A 17,388-nucleotide genomic window follows, 5' to 3' on the forward strand; every position below is an offset into this window, starting at 1 on the left:
AATGCAAAAACACCTCCAAGGTTATCCCCACATCTTACGACATGGATGCATTTTCTTGAAGGTGTTTTAATTTGTCTCACGTTAGGGGGTCAGTCCCCACCAGTGTCTACAGGGCTTCTTATCATTCCTTTTTATCCAATCAAAGAAACCAGGCTCTTAAACTCCAGCTCCTCGAATTTAAGCAATACGCTCTCACGTTTATAGGACCAGCTGCAGCCTTCAAGCTCAGCAGACACCGGCACGTCGCAGCGAATCGTCGCAAGCTCGCGGGACAGATGCAGCATATCAAGATCCGCCTCGATTTTTGCCCGTATCGTTTTGGACACAGCCTCCAAATTGGCAAGCAAGCCATCGATAGAGCCATGCTCCTGGATCAGCTTATGCGCCGTTTTCTCGCCAATCCCCTTCACCCCTGGATAGTTATCCGCGGTATCGCCCATAAGACCTTTCATATCAATAATTTGAACGGGCGTCAGCTGGCGTTCTTCCATCAGACTTTCCGGAGTATATACCATGTAATTCCCGATCCCCTTCTTCATGATGGCAACCGATACCCTATCGTCCACCAGCTGAAGCATATCATGATCGCCCGTCACTACAAAAATTTGCGCCTGATCCTTGAGCGCAGCCGCCAATGTTCCGATACAGTCATCCGCCTCATAGCCCGCTATGCCGATATTCGGGACATCGAAGCTGGCGACAACCTCCTTCACAAGGTCGAACTGGGGAATCAAATCCTCCGGCGCGGATGGGCGGTTCGCTTTATAGCCGTCATACTGCTCGGTACGGAAGGTCGTGCTTCCCATATCCCAGCAGCAAACGACATGCGTCGGATTAAAGGTATTGATTGCATCCATGAAATAACGGACAAAGCCATGTACAGCATTTACAGGTACACCAGCACTCGTTTTGCGAACGCTGCCTCCGAACGAAGTAGCGAAATAGGCCCGAAACAAAATCGCCATACCATCTACCAACAACAAACGTTGTTCACTCATCGTATTATTGCCCCTCTCTTACTTATATAAAATGAACTAAAAATTGAATGTACGCTGAGTTGCATCAAGGAACAGCCACCTTTAAACAACTTGATGAAGTTTTTGAGCCGCAAATAGCGGGATTTTCTCATTCTAATTAGTTGCGAATGATCGATAAATTCGGCTCCTGTTTTGGATCTGCTTCGAACTTACTCCAATTGAATCGCTATCTTGTAAAATTGCAGTAACTTTTCCCTTATTAGCGACAAATCCTGCTCTATCCTGCACATTTGCAATAAAAAGCTGCTATTTTCGAATATAGTCTGACATTTGGGTCTTTATGTTGTACGAAGTACAGCATAGAGACCTCGTTTCACTGAAAAAGGCCTTCTATCCTGTGAAAATACAATATAGCTATTTATATTGTTTGGGATAACACGCGATGACCGGACCGATAAGGATGAAATTCTTTCGTTCAAATTATTAAGTAAACTATCAATCCTACATTTATTGCCCGCGAATGAAGCTTCCAATCCGTCTAGCCGCTTCCTTCAATCTCTCCTCGCTCTCGACTAGCGCAATTCGAACGTAGCCCTCGCCTTCAGAGCCGAACGCTTCTCCCGGAACGACGACTACCCCGGTCGCTTTTAGCATTTCCTGGGAAATTCGTCTTGAAGTCCACGGCACGTCCTGCGACCATTGCATCGGAGGCAGCTGCGCCCACACGAACATCGTAGCCTTCGGAGCAGCGACGTCCCAACCTTCTGTCCGAAGCGCTTCAAGGAACGTATTTCTCCGCTGCTCGTAAAGCTTGCCCGCCTTTGGCAGCTTCGGACCGGTTATCGCTTCTTGCAGCGCAATGATGCCAGCCTCTTGAACAGGATCAAATACGCCATAGTCGATATTGGCCTTCAGCTCACGAAGTGCACCGACTGCGGTCTTATTTCCAGCCAAAAAACCGATTCTGCAGCCAGCCATATTAAAGCTCTTCGATAATGAATGGAATTCAACGGCTTGATCGCTTGCGCCCGGTATCTCCAGTATACTCGGGGGCTCGCAGCCGTCAAACCCCATTTCCGAGTAGGCTAAATCATGAACGATCAATACGTCATGACGGCGCGCCTTATCCAGCAGCCGTTCGAAAAAAGCTAAATCCGCAACGGCTGAGATTGGATTGTTCGGATAATTGAGTAAAATGAACGTTGCTCTGTCCCATTCCTCATCCGGTAAGGCGTCCAAATCGGGCATATACCCATTCTCCTCGCGCAGCGGCATGAGTACAGACTCCACGCCCGCAAGCGCGAGTGACGCGGCATAGATCGGATAACCCGGATTTGGCAGTAAAGCTGTATCGCCGGGATCGCAAAGCGCCAGAGCGAGATGCGCAAGTCCATCCTGCGAGCCCAGCAGCGTAACGATCTCGCTCATCGGATCCAGCTCTACATTAAAACGGTGCTTCATCCATGCCGCAGCGTGCCGGCGAAAGGGCAGTCCGCTTTTGGTCGCAGGATAGGCGTACATATCGGAGCGCAGCGCCGCTTCGCTAAGCGCTTGCCGAACGGCAGGCGACGGCGGCTGATCCGGACTGCCGATACCCAGGTCAATAATATCGAGTCCGCTTTCTGCGGCTGACAGCTTCCAGCCCGCCACTTCAGCAAAAATTGAAGATCCCAGCTGCGACAGTCTCTCCGATCTCCATTTGGATCGCGACATATGTTTACTCACCCTTTTCCGTTGTTCCAAACTTGTTCGTACTGCTCTTCCTTGTAGCCTACGGTAACCGTCTTGCCATCCGTTACGATTGGACGCTTGATGAGCATGCCGCTCGATGCCAGCAGCGCATACTTCTCATCCTCCGACATCGCGCCAAGCTTGTCCTTCAAGCCAAGCTCCTTGTACACTTCACCCGATGTATTAAAAAACTTTTTCAGCTCCAAGCCGCTTTTGGCTACAAGCTCCTTCAACTCCCCGGCTGTCGGCGTTTGTTCAATAATGTGGCGGGAATGAACGTCATTGCCTTTGCTTTGCAATGATTTAAGCGCCGATCTGCATGTGCCGCATTTTGGATACTGAATAATCGTTAATTGATTTTGCTTCGACATTACTATGAATCCTCCAATATACATAAAACATTTCCTGTATCATTCTGAAAGCGTCCGCTCTAATAAAACGAGCTCCGGCGGCAAAGACGCCTGCCATTCCATCCATTGCTTCGTTATCGGATGAGTGAAGCCCAGTATTTCGGCATGCAGCGCTTGACGACCGGCCGCTGCCTCCCATGCCTCCACTGCGCCTTGCTCCGGTCCATACATTTTATCCCCGATAAGCGGGCAGCCAATATGCTTCATATGAACGCGTATTTGATGGGTGCGCCCCGTTTCAAGCTTTAATCGCACGGCAGCCGCAGCCGTCTTGTTCATGGAAGAGCCGAAGCTCTTGACCGTCTCATAATGCGTAACGGACGGATAGCCTTCCGGCGTCACGATTCGGATATGAGGCTCGTCCGGGTTACGGTCAATCGGCGCATCTACCGTTCCCTTAGCTGGAACAGGACATCCATAAACATAGGCGCGATACAGCTTCAAGAAACCATTCGCCTGCATCTGCTCGGACAGCTGCTGATGCACGTATGACGTTTTTGCGACAGCGACTAAACCTGAGGTCTCTTCATCGAGACGGTGAACGGGCCTGAAGCGCACCCGCTCTCCCCTCTCCTGCCAATGATAAACGACGCCATTGGCGAGCGTACCCGTGTAATGCCCATGCGTCGGATGGACGATCATGCCGGCCGGCTTATTGATGATGAGCAGATCATCGTCCTCGAAGACAATTTGAATCGGAATAGGCTGAGGTAAAATATCCTCGGATACTTCCCGCTCCATGCGGACGCGTATAATATCGCCTGCTGATACGGGAGCGGTCGTATAGGCGCGGCTTTCGTTAACGGTAAGCCCGTGCTCCGTCAGCTTAACCTGGGACAGCAGCTTGCGCGAAACGCCAAGCTGCCGCTCCAGCACTGTCCGTACCGTCTTCCCATGCTCCGCTTCGCTGACGAGAGCTACTAACGGACGGTAATATAATTGCTCTAAATTTTCCATCAGTTTTTCGGCTTCCGAAAGACTTCCGCGCTACGTACATATTCGGTATCCGGTACGCCCAGCTTCGCATTCGCTGCTCTAGCAGCCGCGAAGAAAAAGTCAGACAGACGATTTAAATAGGTTAACACATCATGGTTGATCGGATGCTCGGCGGCAAGCGTAACGACGCGGCGTTCCGCGCGGCGGCATACCGTCCTGCACACATGGAGCAGCGCGGAAACGGAACTGCCCCCCGGCAAAATAAATCTCGTAATTTCAGGCGCCTCCGCAATATATTGATCGATCCAGCCTTCTAATCGCACAGCAGGCTCCGCAGCTATTTTGAGCGGAGCTCCTAGGGCCGCATAGGCAAGATCCGAGCCGCAATCAAACAACTCCTGTTGAATGTCGGTCAGCCAGCCGGCCATTTCCGTCAATTCCGCATGCTTAGCTGCCTCCGCCGCTGCTTGCCCGACAAAGCTGTTTAATTCATCGATCGTTCCATATGCCTCTACGCGAGCATCATCCTTCCGAACACGTCCGCCAATTAAGGATGTCTGTCCGCTATCCCCGGTTCTCGTATATAATTTCATTTTCCTCTGCCTCCTCTTTCATCCGGGTGCTCTTTATTCATGCAAACAGCAGGCCGGATACACTCCTGACCTGCTGCTCATTAATGTGAAGTAACAACACTACCTTTGCTGGTTCAACCGATGGACAAAGCTTCCTATTCGGTCCAGCGCCTCGGTTAGGTTCGCAACGGAAGTTGCATAGGAACAACGAAGATGGCCTTCGCCTCCTAGACCGAATACATCGCCTGGCACGGCCGCGACATTCGCCTCATCCAGCAGCCGCTGCGCGAATTGCTCGCTCGTCAGCCCTGTCGATACGATCGATGGAAAAACGTAGAACGCACCCTGCGGCTCATGGCAATCGAGACCGATATCCCGAAATCCCTTCACAACAAGACGGCGCCGTTGATTGTAAGCCTCAACCATGCGGTCCTTCTCCTCCAATCCGTGCTGGAGCGCTTCAAGAGCAGCATACTGCGCCATTATCGGAGCACACATAACGGTATATTGGTGAATTTTCAGCATAGCAGCAATGAGATCGGGATGACCGCAGGCATAACCCATCCGCCAGCCGGTCATGGCGAAAGCTTTGGAGAAGCCGCTAACGAGAATCGTTCGATCCTTCATGCCGGGCATAGCGGCAAAGCTTACATGCTTCGTGCCGTATGTAAGCTCTGCGTATATTTCATCAGAGATAACGACAAGATCGTTCTCTTCCACCAGCTTGGCAATGGGCAGCCAGTCCTCGTAAGTCATTGTTCCGCCGGTCGGATTGCTTGGGTAACATAAAATAAGTACTTTAGACCTTGGCGTAATGACCGCTTGAAGCGACTCGGCCTTCAGCTTAAATTCATCCTTGGCATATGTCTCGATGCCTACGGGCTTGCCGCCGGTAAGTGACGTAATCGGAGAATAGGATATATAACAAGGCTCCGGAATCAATATTTCATCACCTGGCGCAATGAAAGCGCGCAGCGCAAGATCGATCGCTTCACTGCCGCCGACCGTCACCAAAATTTCGTTCGCAGGATCATACTCCACGGCGAATTGATCATTCAAATATTGTCCGATCGCTCCGCGCAGCTCAGGCATCCCGGCATTCGACGTATATTGCGTCTTCCCTGTTTCCAGCGCGTATACCGCAGCTTCCCGGACATGCCAAGGTGTAACAAAGTCAGGCTCGCCTACGCCTAGAGTAATAACATCCTTGCGCGTGCTGACCAAATCAAAAAACCGGCGGATTCCCGACGGTTTAATGTCCCGTACGAGCGGGGACAAATAATTAGCCATCGATTGCTGCCGCACAGGTGTGGCGGGTTGCTGCTCTTCGTCTTTAATCATTGCCATCACCCTTTTTTACGGCGAAACCATCAAGCGATGGTCACCTTCATGCTCCTCGAAGATAATGCCGTCTTGTTTGTATTTTTTCAAAATAAAAAATGTTTTAGTCGATAATACCGCATCAATCGGTGATAATTTATTCGATACGAAAGAGGCAACCTCTTTTAAGTTTTTGCCTTCAACCTCAACTAACAGATCGTATGCCCCTGACATCAAATAGACGGATTTTACTTCCGGATATAAATAAATGCGCTCGGCGATTCCTTCAAATCCGCGACCGCGTTCTGGTGTAATTTGTACCTCTATAAGTGCGGTTACCTTCTGGTCGTCAATCTTGCTCCAGTTCACGACTGTCGCATATTTCACAATAATATGGTCGTTCTCAAGCTCGGCTATCGCCTGCTTTACTTCCTCAGTCGGTACGGCAAGCATGGTTGCGATCAGCTCTGCATCCCTTCGCGCGTCTTCCTTCAGCAGTTCCAGCACTTTCAACTGTAATTCGGTCATTGTATAACTCCTTCCAGTACGACTGCGATTATAAAAAATATTTTACAACTTTTTTGAATAGCGTGCAATAAAGCATAAAAGGCCAAAGAAAAAAGACCCCGAAGGGTCTTTACATGTAATACGTTTGATTGCCTTGCTGATGCTGGCCGGACTGATGCTGCATATTCGGCGTATACATGGTTTGGCCTTGTTGCTGACCGAGATTTTGCTGCAAAAACTGGTTCGTCTTTTGCTTTTTTTGCTGATATTGTTTCGCCTGCTTGTCCAGCTCCTGACGGAGCGCAGGCGACGAAGCATTATACATATTCGATTGCTGCATCGCTTGGAACATCTGGCCTTGCAGGGCCAACGTACTGTCCATTAAATTAGTGAATAATTGGCGGATGTCAGGACAGGTCGACTCTGTTGCCGCTGTCGCGTACTCGCGAACGACTCGTTTTAAATCGGCAAGTATCGAACCCGCCAAATCTTCCTCTGTCAAAATCGATTGCTTCTGCTGCTGAAACATAACGACTTACCTCCTAAGCGTTTTTGAAAGGCCTTGCCTATCGTATTTATTGCTGCGGCTGCGTTGGAGCCATTTGTAGATGATGATTAATGGCGTGCAATAGAGAATCGTAATGCTGTTGATGCCTTTGAATCATTTGCGAGCATAGGTTTGTGATCGCCGGTGTAGTGCCTGTCGCGACTACTGCCGCACACTGCTTCATTAATAAATCCTCGTTAGACATAGAGTCTGCAATGTACTCCATCTCTTTTGCCGTCATTGGCTGAATCATAGGCCATCCTCCTTACTGGGTTTCGTGCCAAAGGTAGTATGAGCCGTATTTCCTTTATTTATGTGCTATCAATTTAAATCGAAATTGCCGGTTCGAATAAATTGATATAAAAAAAACGATGCTCACGCCTTTATTGGCTGCGAGCACAGTCTTCATTTATTAGGGGATATGCACCGTCTTCACATGATCAAAGTGTAAAAATACGGCGTTGCCGCTTGCGGTCGCAAGCTCGATCATGCTTTGATCGACGCTTTTCAGAACGCCGATTTTGTTTGATTTTTCACCTAAATCGAGTACAACAAATTCACCGATTAGTTTGCGCAGCTGTTGATCGAGGGTTCTTGCCAGCGTAATTGGAGATGGCTTAAGGGGGAATTGCGCTGGCGTTAATGTGTAAGGCGTTACGTTCGGACTATAGGGAATCAAATATTTCATATGATTGAGCGAGACGATAATCGTATGATAGACGGGAGAATAGAAGACAAAAAAATCATTCATTACGGTCGTCAAATAACCATGGATAGACTGATTGCCCGTAATATAAATCTCAGAGAACATGCCCTTGGCGTTCATGAGTATTTTACGGTACGAGATCGGTTCGTTATAAGGCTCGAAAGGCATTTCCGGTATTTCAACCTTATTTTCTTCTTCCCGCGTCGAAATACGAAGCTGCTGTAGATGAATAAGCGGTATATACAAAAATTGTGTTCCGTTGTGCAGCACTAAAATATCTTGACCAAACTCGATCAATTTCCCTCTTATAGGTGCCGCTTTGCCTGAAATCTCCAATTCGACCTGCCGGTCCAGCAGCGGATGACGGTTTTTCATGCGATCAACCTCCTTTCATCCGGTATATAGTAGAAACGGGCAAAGGTCTAGACCTTTGCCCGGCAAGCCATTAACCTTTTTTCACCGAACGGCTAGTCGTTTCTAAAGCTGTTTGAACGAAAGCCGCTTATGCACGGTTGCCTTGTGTTTAGTTGCTTTTGTTGCTTTTGTTGCTTTTGTTGTCTTTTTTATTGTCTTTTTTATTGTCGTTTTTGTTTTCGTCTTTGTTTTCGTTTTTGTTGCCGCCAGTCTTGTTATTGCTCGCTGCCTTGATCGTTTTGATATGGTCATTCTGAATTTGCATAGCTTCTTTGCCTGATACCAACAAGATCGAACTATTACCTACTTGTGCGATGAAGCCTTCGACCTTCTCTGGTCCGCCCCAGTTAATTTGCACGAATTGTTGATTAAACGAGCGAATGACTCCGGCAAAGTTGTTAGCGTCGACAAAGACTGGATCACGGCGTCCGGTTTTGTTGCCGTCGCTTTTGTTGCCGCCCATCTCAGTAATACTCTTAACGTGGCTGGAAGCGACATAGACGACGCCTTCGTTCGTGCTTAATACGAGAAAGTCGCTTTTTACCGCAAGGAGCTTGCCTTGAAGCGAATCCGGTCCGCCGCGATTAATTTTAACGTTTTTACCAATCAAGCTTTGAAGAAAGTTATGATCTCTGACTCCGCTGCTTCTTGGACTCCTGTTATTTCTCTGGCGATCGGAATCACTAGCAACAGATTGACCAGCAGGGTACTGATAGTTACACCAATAACTCATAAAAAAATCCCTCCGATAATTTTATTAATGATAGTTTTGTGCTTCCTTTAAAACCGACGTGTTGACCTTGTCATCAGCATCATGTTTGTATTGCTGCACATCCCTCCAATACATTGTTCACTTCATCTATCATGGGAAGCGATATGTAATATAATTATATGTATACCGTATCGCGGTGGTACTAGATTACTATCTATTTATTAAAGATTGAGCACCTATCCGGTTCGAATAATAGATTATTGTCATAGGTTATAGGATCTTCACAACGGGAGGAATTTGATTTGGCCAAAAATAAGAAGAGAAATCAGAAGCAAAACGCAAAAGCGAGTTATACGGAAGGTAATCTTACTGGCGGTAACCGTACGAACGGTTATCGAACGGAGGGCAATCGTACGGTAGGCAATCTTACACAGGGCAATCGTACAGGGGGTAATCTTACACAAGGCAATCGTACAAACGGCAATCTTACAAGAGACAATCTTACTCGAGGCAACCGTACGGCGGGTAATCTTACGGAAGGAAATCCATTGGAAACCAATCAAACGATTGGTTCGGAAGGCTACACGATCACTTACAACCCACCGCTCCCCTTCAATGAAGTGTCCGACCTGCCCCCAAGCTTCGTATGGGAAATCAATCTTTAATAAATAACTGTGACCATCTGGGCATTAGCTGAATACGGTAAATAAGATCAATGCCTATCGACTAACGGTAGGCTTTATCTTTTGCCTCGGGAGATGGTTAGATGGCTGCTGAAACCTTGCCGGCACGCACCGTTCACATTAATGAATCTGATTTTCAAAAAATACAGAACAACGCTTGGGGACGGGACTTTAAACCGGCAGAGCTGGAGCTTGAAGGACAAACCTATAAAGCGACATTCGGATTGCGGGGAGGACATACGCGCAATTACTCTAAGAAATCCTATGAAATACGAATCAAAGGCGGAAGAACGTTTCATTGGAATGCCGAATATGACGATCCATCCATGATGCGCAACGCGCTTTCCTTTTACTTTTTTAATAAAATTGGCGTTCCATCACCTCAAACCAATCACTTCTGGCTTATTATAAATGGTACTCCGCAGGGCGTTTATTTGGAAATCGAGGCGGTCGATCGGCTTTTTTTCGAGAAAAGGGGCATCGGCTGCCGCTCACTGCTGTATGCTGTCAATGACAGCGCCGACTTCAGCTTAACGGATCCCGAATCGAAGATGAAAAAGCTGTCTCTATTCGATGGCTACGAATTGATGCAAGGAAAGACTGTGACAAAGAACAGACTTGTATCGTTTGTACGCAATTTGAATCGCATGTCGGGAAAAAAACTCCGTGCACACACTGCAAAACGGCTTGATGTGTCCCAATATTTATTATGGCTGGCCGGTGCTGTATTGACTGGCAATTACGATGGATTTGATCAAAACTATGCGCTTTACGAGCATCCAGCAAGCGGAAAATATCGAATTATTCCGTGGGACTATGAAGGGACTTGGGGGAGAAATTGTTATGGAAAGCCATGCGGCAGCGATCTTGTTCGTCTTCAGGGCTATAACAAGCTGACCGAGAAGCTGTTTACTTTTCCGGCATGCCGCCGAAAATACAGGTCTATCATGATCAAGCTGCTTCAATCCTCCTTCACTGTCGAGAAGCTTGAGCCTGTCATTTCAGCGATGCATAAGCGGCTATCGCCTGCCATTCGAAACGACTACACACGAAAGGCAAGCTACGACACCTTTCTGTCAGAGCCGTCCTTCATTCATCATTATATTCAAGAAAGACGAGATATACTGACGAAAGCGCTGCGGGAGTGGGTATAAGCCGCTCCCGTCTGTTCAAAATATATCCATGCTCATGTAGCGTTCTCCCGTATCCGGCGCGATACAAAGCACGCGTTTGCCAGTGCCGAGCCGCTTCGCTATTTGCATCGCTGCCCATACCGAGGCGCCGGATGACGGTCCAAGCAGCAGACCCTCTCTTGTAGCGAGCGCTCTCATCGTAGTTAATGCGTGCTCATCGGATACTTGTATGATTTCATCGTAAATCGAAGTATTGAGAATAGCAGGTACGAAGCCCGGACTCGTGCCGACCAGCTTATGCGGCCCCGGCTTGCCGCCTGATAACACTGGAGAGCCCTGCGGTTCTACAACCGCTATATATAAATGCGGAAGCAGCTCCTTTAACGTTTCGCCTGTTCCGGTTATCGTACCTCCGGTGCCTGCCGTAGCAACGAAAGCGTCAAGCTTGCCGCCCGTTTGCTCCATAATTTCCAAAGCTGTCGTCAATCGGTGAATTTGCGGATTAGCGTTATTTTCGAACTGATTGGGAATATAACTGCCCGGACGCTGAGACTGCAGCTCCTCCGCCTTGCGGATTGCACCCGGCATTCTTTCCGCCGCAGGCGTCAGCACGACTTCCGCCCCGTACGCCTGAAGCAGCTTAATCCGTTCCGCTGTCATGTTGTCCGGCATAACCAGTATTATTTTGTAGCCTCTGGCTGCCGCATTCATGGCAAGCCCTATGCCGGTGTTGCCGCTCGTTGGCTCTATAATGGTGTCGCCCGGCTTAATTAGCCCGCGTTTCTCCGCGTCGTTAATGAGCGACAAAGCCGCTCTATCCTTCACGCTGCCGCTTGGATTAAAGCGTTCCAGCTTAACGTTCACCTCGGCACTGCCTTCCTCCGGGAGCCGATTTAACCGGACGACCGGTGTGTTTCCAATCAATTGCGTTATATCCGATACGATTCTCGGCATCGCTTGTCCTCCTTTTGGCTTTTTTTAAGCTTTCTGCTGCTGCTCCAGAAACGGCTTTATAAACCACCAGCCCGCTATCGGAACAACGCCAACCGCAAATAGCAGCCACGTAATCGCGACAGTCGAATGATTCCGCGGCAAAACGATTAAATACGACGTTAAACCGATGACTCTCCCCGTCATAAGCGCAATTTCGCGAAGCACGATAAACTCTTCCCTCTCCCGCGCGCTCTCTTCGGTTTGCCCGATTAGGTCGAAAACTCTTGAGGTCATAGGAATAATGTAAAGCGGCATAAATAATGACGTACCTATGCCGAACATGATCAGTGTAGCGTAGGTTACCTTCCAAAACAAAGGTAATATAACGACCGAAATCATAATGACACCGATCATCATCACCAGGTTGCGATTTCGTTTTTTAAGCATTTTACCAACGAACCAAAAGCTGATTAGCGCCACGAGGGACGTAATGAGAGAGAAGGTCCCCAGCTTGCTCTCGTTTTTTGTAGCCACGTATACCGTAAGACCGACGAGAAACATAAATACACCTTCGCGTACGCCCTGTGCCGCAATAGCCGGAAACATGCGACGCCAGGGATTCCCCTTTTGCATAAGCTGCTGCAGCCCATGCTTCCAATTATAGATGCCTTGACCATGCCGCTTCTTCAGCCAGAAGCTTAAAATAACGCTAATAAAGAAGATGACGAGCGACATGGTGAAAATAAGCCGGTACCCCGTCTCCCCCTGCATTGACGTAATGAGCAAGCCTGAAACCCAAGGCGCTACTATGCCGGCCGCAGAGCCGAGCAGTCCCGCCCAGCCGTTATAGCGGTCACGGTTATCAGGATCTGTCACTTCGAAATAAACAACGTTGAACGCGAGCCAAAAAAAGCCGAGCGCCATCCCGTGCAAAATGCCGAGCGGCACGTAATAGCTCTTCGCTTGCTGCCCCAGCAGCAATATTGTGCAATAAAAGACGCCGGTCAAAACAATTCCAATACGCAGGCTGTTCATTTTGTTATACTCTTTCACCCATTTGCCGGCAATCCAGAACGTTAATCCGCTCATCACGTATTGCCCAAGCGTATACCAGCCAATCAACATATAAGATTGGCTTGCTTTCCATAGGTACACCGGGACAAATGTCCCGGACAGCACATTCGCCACGCCGAATAGCGCTTGAACAACGAGTAATAGGACTGCTTGTCCGTTTAATGTTTTCGCCAAAGCTTTTGTCAAAACGATTCCTCCTGCCGCAGGCTAGAGCATGGCTTCGCATGTCTAGACGATTACGTATGAGAATTACGTTTTTTAAAGGTTCCCTTTTTGGCGGCAAGCCATGCCCGTCCATTTTTGCCAGCACTCTTCTATACGTCAGGAGTCAATCGTTTGATCATTTGCTCGCGATCGCCTTGACTCAGCAAGGAAGAGGTTTGGTAACAGGAAGGACATACATATAAAGTGAGTTTGAACGGAGTCGGCAATACGGGTCCGTTCAGAGATGGGGCGATTCTTGACTCAAACTGCCGGTCTCCTACCAGCTGGACGCCTGCCTCGAGCATATACGACCGGCAAACCGGACATTCCGGCACTTCGTCTTGATCGTCAAGCACGCGTTGAATGGTCTCTTCTACAGCGAATCGTGCACTGTCCGCGCTGCGGAAACCATCGCCGCTCTCTAACCAGCGCTTGTTATTCGGATCATCGGAATAATCGTCTTCCTCTTCTTCGTCATGCTCATCCTCAGACCATTCGGCTCTGCGGGCATCGTTAATTTTTAATGCCTGCACAGCCCTTTCATGCTCGTCAGCCTCTACTTCTTCCTCGTCATAGCCAAGCTCTATCGTCCGGTACGCGCTTAATTCGTTGTCGCAATGCGGACAATGCGTCTCGGCTCCAATCTCTTCATCCCAAACAATTTCCGTTAAACACCACGGACAGATCAAATGCTCTTCCATTGTTTTTCTTCCCCTCTAATGATTCATAATATAAACGATACCAAATACAAAAAATAAAATGGCGACAACCACTAATACTCTCCATAAATAATTCAAAGTAGCTTCCCCCGTTATATAATGACAGTTGCTCCGATGACGTAGGATAACGATATGGAAATGATCATCGCAATAAGCCCTACTGCACGGTTATCACGGACGATTTCCTCGTCAATCCGGAATACAGGTGTCAGAAATTCGAATAAGAAATAAGCGGCCATCAAGATCACGAAACCAAATGCACCCCAAATAAGGCTTTGGTAAACCGAATCATTCGATTCGATGGAGAATCGAAAAATATTGCATATACCGAAGATTTTCCCGCTTGTCGCCATCGCTACGGCAAGGTTCCCTTTCTTGATCTCGCTCCAGCATCTATACCTGGTTACCAGCTCAAAGCAGGATAAAAACACTATAAGCGACAGCACCGTTACCGAAACGTAAACGAGTGAAGCGGCGTAAGGGTTAGCTAGCAGCTTATCGACTTCATTACTCATTCAAACTTCCCTCCATCATCAGGCATTTTCGCTTTCGCATTTCTGCCTTCTACTTCAGCTCTGCAACGGTTACGCCAATGCCGCCCTCGCCGTAATTGCCGAGCCGGAAGCTCTTCACATGGCTGTGCTTACGCAAATATTGCTGTATTCCCGTGCGAAGAACGCCTGTGCCTTTGCCATGAATAATGGCTACTTGACCTAAGCCTGACAAAAACGCCTCGTCGAGAAAACGGTCAACCTCAAGAATCGCTTCTTCCAAATTTTCTCCCCGCAGGTCAAGCTCCATCTTGAAGTTCTCATCGCGCGTACGCTTTAAGCTGGCGGCCTGCTTCGGCTGCTGCGTCTTCGCGGCGGATGAAGATTTAAGCAGCTCCAAATCATCCAGAGCAACCTTCATTTTCATAATACCGAGCTGTACCGTCGCATCAGATCCATGAATTTCCACGATCGTGCCTTTCTGGTTCAAGCTGTAGACGGTTACCTCATCACCAGCTTCAATTTTTGCCGGCTTTGCTGCGGTTTTTGTTCCGCCCCGTTTAGACTTCTGAAGCTCAGGCGCCGCTTCATCCAGCTTGCGACGGGCTTCGATGAGCTTATGCTCCTTGACAGAGGCGCCCTCCTCCATGGCCAGCTTGCGCAAATCCGCGATAATTTGCTCGGCTTCGCGCTTCGCCTTTGCGACGGCTTCGCGCGCCTCTTCCTGGGCTTTTAGCAGCAGCTTTTCTTTCTGCTCCTCGAAACGCTCACGCTCTGACTCATGACGAGCCCGAAGCGTCTCCATCTCGCGGCGCAGCGACTCAGCCGTCTGACGCTCGGTTTCGGCGCCCAAACGATTTTCCTCGAGCGAGGCAATCATATTTTCTACCCGTTGATCCTCTTCGCTGACTTCGCCTCTTGCATGCTCGATAATGGAACGGGCAAGGCCTAGACGTTCAGCGATTGCGAAAGCGTTGCTGCGTCCCGGAACGCCAACAAGCAAGCGGTAGGTTGGACTTAACGTCGCAACGTCGAACTCCATGCTCGCGTTAATAACGCCTTTTCGATTATAAGCATAGGCCTTCAGTTCGCTGTAATGCGTCGTGGCAACGATACGGCTGTCCATCGCATGCACATGCTCCAATATGGCAATGGCAAGCGCCGACCCTTCTGCCGGGTCCGTCCCCGCACCCAGCTCATCCAGCAGCACCAAGCTTTTGGAGGTCATCGAGCTTAAAATACGGATGATATTTTTCAAATGGCTGGAAAATGTGCTTAGGCTTTGTTCAATGCTTTGTTCATCGCCGATATCTGCGTAGATCGCATCGAATACGCAAAGCTGGCTTCCATCCTCGGCAGGCACGAATAAGCCCGACATGGCCATGAGGCTTAGCAGTCCAATCGTTTTCAAGGAGACGGTTTTGCCCCCCGTATTTGGTCCCGTTACAATAATTGCCGTATATTGATTGCCCAGCTCCACGTCAATCGGAACAACCTGATCAGCGGCGATAAGCGGATGGCGGCCGCGCTTCAGCTTGAGGAAGCCTCTGTCATTCATTCGGGGCAGCGTCGCCTTCATGCCGTGGGCAAGACGCGCCTTCGCATAAGCAAAGTCGATTTGGCCGAGCAAATCCAAGTTCACAAGAAGATCCTCAACATAATCCGAGGTCAAAGCGGTAAGCTTCTGCAAAATTTTCTCGATTTCCCGCAGCTCGCCCGCCTTCAGCTCCCGAAGCTTATTATTCATCGCGACGATCGCTGCCGGTTCGATAAATAACGTTGCGCCGGATCCAGACTGATCATGTACGATTCCGCCAAAATGAGAACGGTATTCCTGCTTAACAGGAATAACATACCTGTCGTTTCGCAGCGTAATGATGGATTCCTGCAGCATTTTTTGCACCGATGAGGAGCGGATCATTTGATCCATCTTCTCGCGAATGCGCGATTCTCCGTTTCGAAGCTCACGTCTGATTGAAGCTAAAGCAGCGCTTGCGCTGTCCATGACCTCCGCTTGATCGTCAATGCATTCGAATATCGCATCTTCAAGCTGCTTATGCTCGCTAATTTGATCCGCAATTAGCTGCAGCAGCGGGATTGGATGATCTTCATGCAAAAGGCCGATATGCTTCTTTACACGGCGTCCGCCGCGAGCGGTAGACGCGATATCGAGCAGCTCTGCCGGATTAAGCGTACCGCCGATGCGGGCACGGTGTAGCGGCGCGGAAATGTCCACGATACCCCCGAATGGCGCACTCCCCTTCAGACGGTCAGCCGTATAAGCTTCATCGGTAGCCTGCAGAATCTTCTTAACCGCTTCCAAATCGGAAACCGGCTGCAGCGATTCCGCTGCCGTTTTTCCAAGCGATGTTGCCGCATGCTGTGACAATCTATGTATGATTTTAGGATATTCAAGTGTCGTCAAAATTTTAGTGTCCAATAAATAACACTCCTCTCGCCTTCCTATTATAGCCGAACAATGACCTTGATGCACGGCTGAACAGTCGTTTCATACATAAATGATGCTCAATTGGTCACAATATAAACGAACGAGCCTTCTTACGTTGTAACCTTATGCTGGGTAGTAAGAAGGAAATGCTTAAGATCTGCTTATGATGCGGTTTATAATCGCAAAACGAACAGAAGCTGCATTCGATGCGGCTGCCGTTCGTAAAAATTAAGGAGGGTTTGTACTATGACTTTTCTAGGCCATGTCGTCCGGTTTATTGTAGCCGCGATTGTGTTAATGATTGTCGGGTTTATCGTCCCGCAATTTAGCGTTGGAGGTTTCTGGAGCGCATTATTCCTTGCTCTCGTCATTGCCGCGCTCGGCTGGATTATTGAAGGTATATTCGGTAAAAGGGTAACGCCCTTCGGCCGCGGTATCGTCGGCTTTATCGCCAGCGCGGCCGTCATATGGATCGCTCAGTTTATCGTCGGAGGAGTAACCGTTACGCTGCTCGGCGCCATATTAGCCGCTTTGGTCATCGGGATTATCGACCTGTTCATTCCGGTCAAAACTCCTTATGAAGCAGGCAGACGGGACCGCGACTAACACATGTGTTGCAGTGAAAGCCCTTGATTGCCCGTGACAGGGCGGTCAAGGGCTTTCGCTGCGCCTGCATGGCAATCATATGCTGTCTTTCTATTTCACAAGTTCTTCATTACTTTGTCATAGCGCTGTCACTGCAAACGATTGAAAGTTGAGGTACAATAGATAATAACTCAACTTTCGCAGCTCGAAATTGGTAAATAAACCTTGATATAGCTGGGTAAACCAGCTATCCAATTCTGGAGTTGACGATGAATCAGTTTTGAG

At 48.8% G+C, this 17,388-nt stretch carries 19 protein-coding genes; 3 read left to right on the plus strand and 16 right to left on the minus strand.

From position 1 onward, the window contains the following. Positions 1 to 131 precede the first annotated feature (131 nt). From ASG81_RS23435 to ASG81_RS23485, 11 genes are all read right to left on the minus strand, one after another. Positions 132 to 998 (minus strand): 5'-3' exonuclease, encoded by an 867-nt coding sequence (locus ASG81_RS23435; RefSeq protein ID WP_056639993.1) that lies wholly within the window; start codon positions 996 to 998, stop codon positions 132 to 134. Between the two features lie 486 nt (positions 999 to 1,484). Continuing rightward, positions 1,485 to 2,690: an aminotransferase class I/II-fold pyridoxal phosphate-dependent enzyme gene (locus tag ASG81_RS23440; RefSeq protein ID WP_056639996.1), complete on the minus strand. Its 1,206-nt coding sequence runs from the start codon at positions 2,688 to 2,690 to the stop codon at positions 1,485 to 1,487. Between the two features lie 8 nt (positions 2,691 to 2,698). Next, positions 2,699 to 3,079: an arsenate reductase family protein gene (locus ASG81_RS23445; RefSeq protein WP_056639999.1), complete on the minus strand. Its 381-nt coding sequence runs from the start codon at positions 3,077 to 3,079 to the stop codon at positions 2,699 to 2,701. A 39-nt stretch (positions 3,080 to 3,118) separates the two neighbouring features. Continuing rightward, positions 3,119 to 4,075, minus strand: a complete 957-nt coding sequence (locus tag ASG81_RS23450) for an RluA family pseudouridine synthase (protein WP_056640002.1) — start codon at positions 4,073 to 4,075, stop codon at positions 3,119 to 3,121. Then, positions 4,075 to 4,647, minus strand: a complete 573-nt coding sequence (locus ASG81_RS23455) for a cob(I)yrinic acid a,c-diamide adenosyltransferase (protein WP_056640005.1) — start codon at positions 4,645 to 4,647, stop codon at positions 4,075 to 4,077. The genes ASG81_RS23450 and ASG81_RS23455 overlap by 1 nt, the downstream gene beginning before the upstream one ends. A 99-nt stretch (positions 4,648 to 4,746) precedes the next feature. After that, complete coding sequence (locus ASG81_RS23460; RefSeq protein WP_056640008.1) at positions 4,747 to 5,967, minus strand: aminotransferase class I/II-fold pyridoxal phosphate-dependent enzyme; 1,221 nt, start codon at positions 5,965 to 5,967, stop codon at positions 4,747 to 4,749. A 15-nt stretch (positions 5,968 to 5,982) separates the two neighbouring features. Then, positions 5,983 to 6,474, minus strand: coding sequence for an Lrp/AsnC family transcriptional regulator (locus ASG81_RS23465; protein ID WP_056640011.1), 492 nt, complete (start codon positions 6,472 to 6,474; stop codon positions 5,983 to 5,985). Between the two features lie 109 nt (positions 6,475 to 6,583). Continuing rightward, positions 6,584 to 6,982: a spore coat protein gene (locus ASG81_RS23470; RefSeq protein WP_056640015.1), complete on the minus strand. Its 399-nt coding sequence runs from the start codon at positions 6,980 to 6,982 to the stop codon at positions 6,584 to 6,586. A 46-nt stretch (positions 6,983 to 7,028) separates the two neighbouring features. Beyond that, entirely contained in the window at positions 7,029 to 7,253 is a 225-nt protein-coding gene (locus tag ASG81_RS23475; RefSeq protein WP_056640019.1) for a hypothetical protein, read from the minus strand. 159 nt (positions 7,254 to 7,412) lie between these two features. Further along, on the minus strand, positions 7,413 to 8,081 hold the full coding sequence (locus tag ASG81_RS23480) for a hypothetical protein (RefSeq protein ID WP_056640022.1): 669 nt from the start codon (positions 8,079 to 8,081) through the stop codon (positions 7,413 to 7,415). A 148-nt stretch (positions 8,082 to 8,229) separates the two neighbouring features. Continuing rightward, positions 8,230 to 8,853 carry a DUF6897 domain-containing protein gene (locus ASG81_RS23485; protein WP_056640025.1) on the minus strand — a complete coding sequence of 208 codons (624 nt, stop codon included), beginning with the start codon at positions 8,851 to 8,853 and terminating at the stop codon, positions 8,230 to 8,232. Positions 8,854 to 9,134: 281 nt separating this feature from the next. Between ASG81_RS23485 and ASG81_RS23490 the strand changes: the two genes are divergently transcribed. Together ASG81_RS23490 and ASG81_RS23495 are read left to right on the plus strand one after the other, a co-directional pair. Continuing rightward, positions 9,135 to 9,497 carry a hypothetical protein gene (locus tag ASG81_RS23490; RefSeq protein WP_056640028.1) on the plus strand — a complete coding sequence of 121 codons (363 nt, stop codon included), beginning with the start codon at positions 9,135 to 9,137 and terminating at the stop codon, positions 9,495 to 9,497. 101 nt (positions 9,498 to 9,598) lie between these two features. Further along, positions 9,599 to 10,669 (plus strand): CotH kinase family protein, encoded by a 1,071-nt coding sequence (locus tag ASG81_RS23495; RefSeq protein ID WP_056640031.1) that lies wholly within the window; start codon positions 9,599 to 9,601, stop codon positions 10,667 to 10,669. A 15-nt stretch (positions 10,670 to 10,684) separates the two neighbouring features. On the opposite strand, the gene cysK is transcribed toward ASG81_RS23495, so the two are convergent. The 5 genes from cysK to ASG81_RS23520 form a co-directional block, all read right to left on the minus strand. Continuing rightward, on the minus strand, positions 10,685 to 11,602 hold the full coding sequence (cysK, locus tag ASG81_RS23500; RefSeq protein ID WP_056640034.1) for a cysteine synthase A: 918 nt from the start codon (positions 11,600 to 11,602) through the stop codon (positions 10,685 to 10,687). 24 nt (positions 11,603 to 11,626) lie between these two features. Beyond that, a complete protein-coding gene (locus tag ASG81_RS23505) occupies positions 11,627 to 12,841 on the minus strand; it encodes an MFS transporter (protein ID WP_235549001.1) in 1,215 nt (404 codons plus the stop codon). Positions 12,842 to 12,969: 128 nt separating this feature from the next. Then, entirely contained in the window at positions 12,970 to 13,560 is a 591-nt protein-coding gene (locus tag ASG81_RS23510) for a hypothetical protein (protein WP_056640037.1), read from the minus strand. A 110-nt stretch (positions 13,561 to 13,670) separates the two neighbouring features. After that, complete coding sequence (locus tag ASG81_RS23515) at positions 13,671 to 14,093, minus strand: DUF350 domain-containing protein (protein WP_056640040.1); 423 nt, start codon at positions 14,091 to 14,093, stop codon at positions 13,671 to 13,673. 49 nt (positions 14,094 to 14,142) lie between these two features. Further along, positions 14,143 to 16,509 carry an endonuclease MutS2 gene (locus ASG81_RS23520; protein ID WP_056640042.1) on the minus strand — a complete coding sequence of 789 codons (2,367 nt, stop codon included), beginning with the start codon at positions 16,507 to 16,509 and terminating at the stop codon, positions 14,143 to 14,145. A gap of 255 nt (positions 16,510 to 16,764) precedes the next feature. On the opposite strand from ASG81_RS23520, the gene ASG81_RS23525 reads away from it, so the two are divergent. Continuing rightward, complete coding sequence (locus tag ASG81_RS23525) at positions 16,765 to 17,124, plus strand: phage holin family protein (RefSeq protein ID WP_056640045.1); 360 nt, start codon at positions 16,765 to 16,767, stop codon at positions 17,122 to 17,124. The last annotated feature ends 264 nt before the right edge of the window (positions 17,125 to 17,388 follow it).

The sequence above is a fragment of the Paenibacillus sp. Soil522 genome (assembly GCF_001428245.1).
Taxonomy (GTDB): domain Bacteria; phylum Bacillota; class Bacilli; order Paenibacillales; family Paenibacillaceae; genus Pristimantibacillus.

Excerpts from the sequence above, each read along its gene's own strand:
- ASG81_RS23435 (WP_056639993.1), bottom strand. The coding sequence starts at position 998 with ATGAGTGAACAACGTTTGTTGTTGGTAGATGGTATGGCGATTTTGTTT.
- ASG81_RS23440 (WP_056639996.1), bottom strand. The coding sequence starts at position 2,690 with ATGTCGCGATCCAAATGGAGATCGGAGAGACTGTCGCAGCTGGGATCT.
- ASG81_RS23445 (WP_056639999.1), bottom strand. The coding sequence starts at position 3,079 with ATGTCGAAGCAAAATCAATTAACGATTATTCAGTATCCAAAATGCGGC.
- ASG81_RS23450 (WP_056640002.1), bottom strand. The coding sequence starts at position 4,075 with ATGGAAAATTTAGAGCAATTATATTACCGTCCGTTAGTAGCTCTCGTC.
- ASG81_RS23455 (WP_056640005.1), bottom strand. The coding sequence starts at position 4,647 with ATGAAATTATATACGAGAACCGGGGATAGCGGACAGACATCCTTAATT.
- ASG81_RS23460 (WP_056640008.1), bottom strand. The coding sequence starts at position 5,967 with ATGATTAAAGACGAAGAGCAGCAACCCGCCACACCTGTGCGGCAGCAA.
- ASG81_RS23465 (WP_056640011.1), bottom strand. The coding sequence starts at position 6,474 with ATGACCGAATTACAGTTGAAAGTGCTGGAACTGCTGAAGGAAGACGCG.
- ASG81_RS23470 (WP_056640015.1), bottom strand. The coding sequence starts at position 6,982 with ATGTTTCAGCAGCAGAAGCAATCGATTTTGACAGAGGAAGATTTGGCG.
- ASG81_RS23475 (WP_056640019.1), bottom strand. The coding sequence starts at position 7,253 with ATGATTCAGCCAATGACGGCAAAAGAGATGGAGTACATTGCAGACTCT.
- ASG81_RS23480 (WP_056640022.1), bottom strand. The coding sequence starts at position 8,081 with ATGAAAAACCGTCATCCGCTGCTGGACCGGCAGGTCGAATTGGAGATT.
- ASG81_RS23485 (WP_056640025.1), bottom strand. The coding sequence starts at position 8,853 with ATGAGTTATTGGTGTAACTATCAGTACCCTGCTGGTCAATCTGTTGCT.
- ASG81_RS23495 (WP_056640031.1), top strand. The coding sequence starts at position 9,599 with ATGGCTGCTGAAACCTTGCCGGCACGCACCGTTCACATTAATGAATCT.
- cysK (WP_056640034.1), bottom strand. The coding sequence starts at position 11,602 with ATGCCGAGAATCGTATCGGATATAACGCAATTGATTGGAAACACACCG.
- ASG81_RS23510 (WP_056640037.1), bottom strand. The coding sequence starts at position 13,560 with ATGGAAGAGCATTTGATCTGTCCGTGGTGTTTAACGGAAATTGTTTGG.
- ASG81_RS23515 (WP_056640040.1), bottom strand. The coding sequence starts at position 14,093 with ATGAGTAATGAAGTCGATAAGCTGCTAGCTAACCCTTACGCCGCTTCA.
- ASG81_RS23525 (WP_056640045.1), top strand. The coding sequence starts at position 16,765 with ATGACTTTTCTAGGCCATGTCGTCCGGTTTATTGTAGCCGCGATTGTG.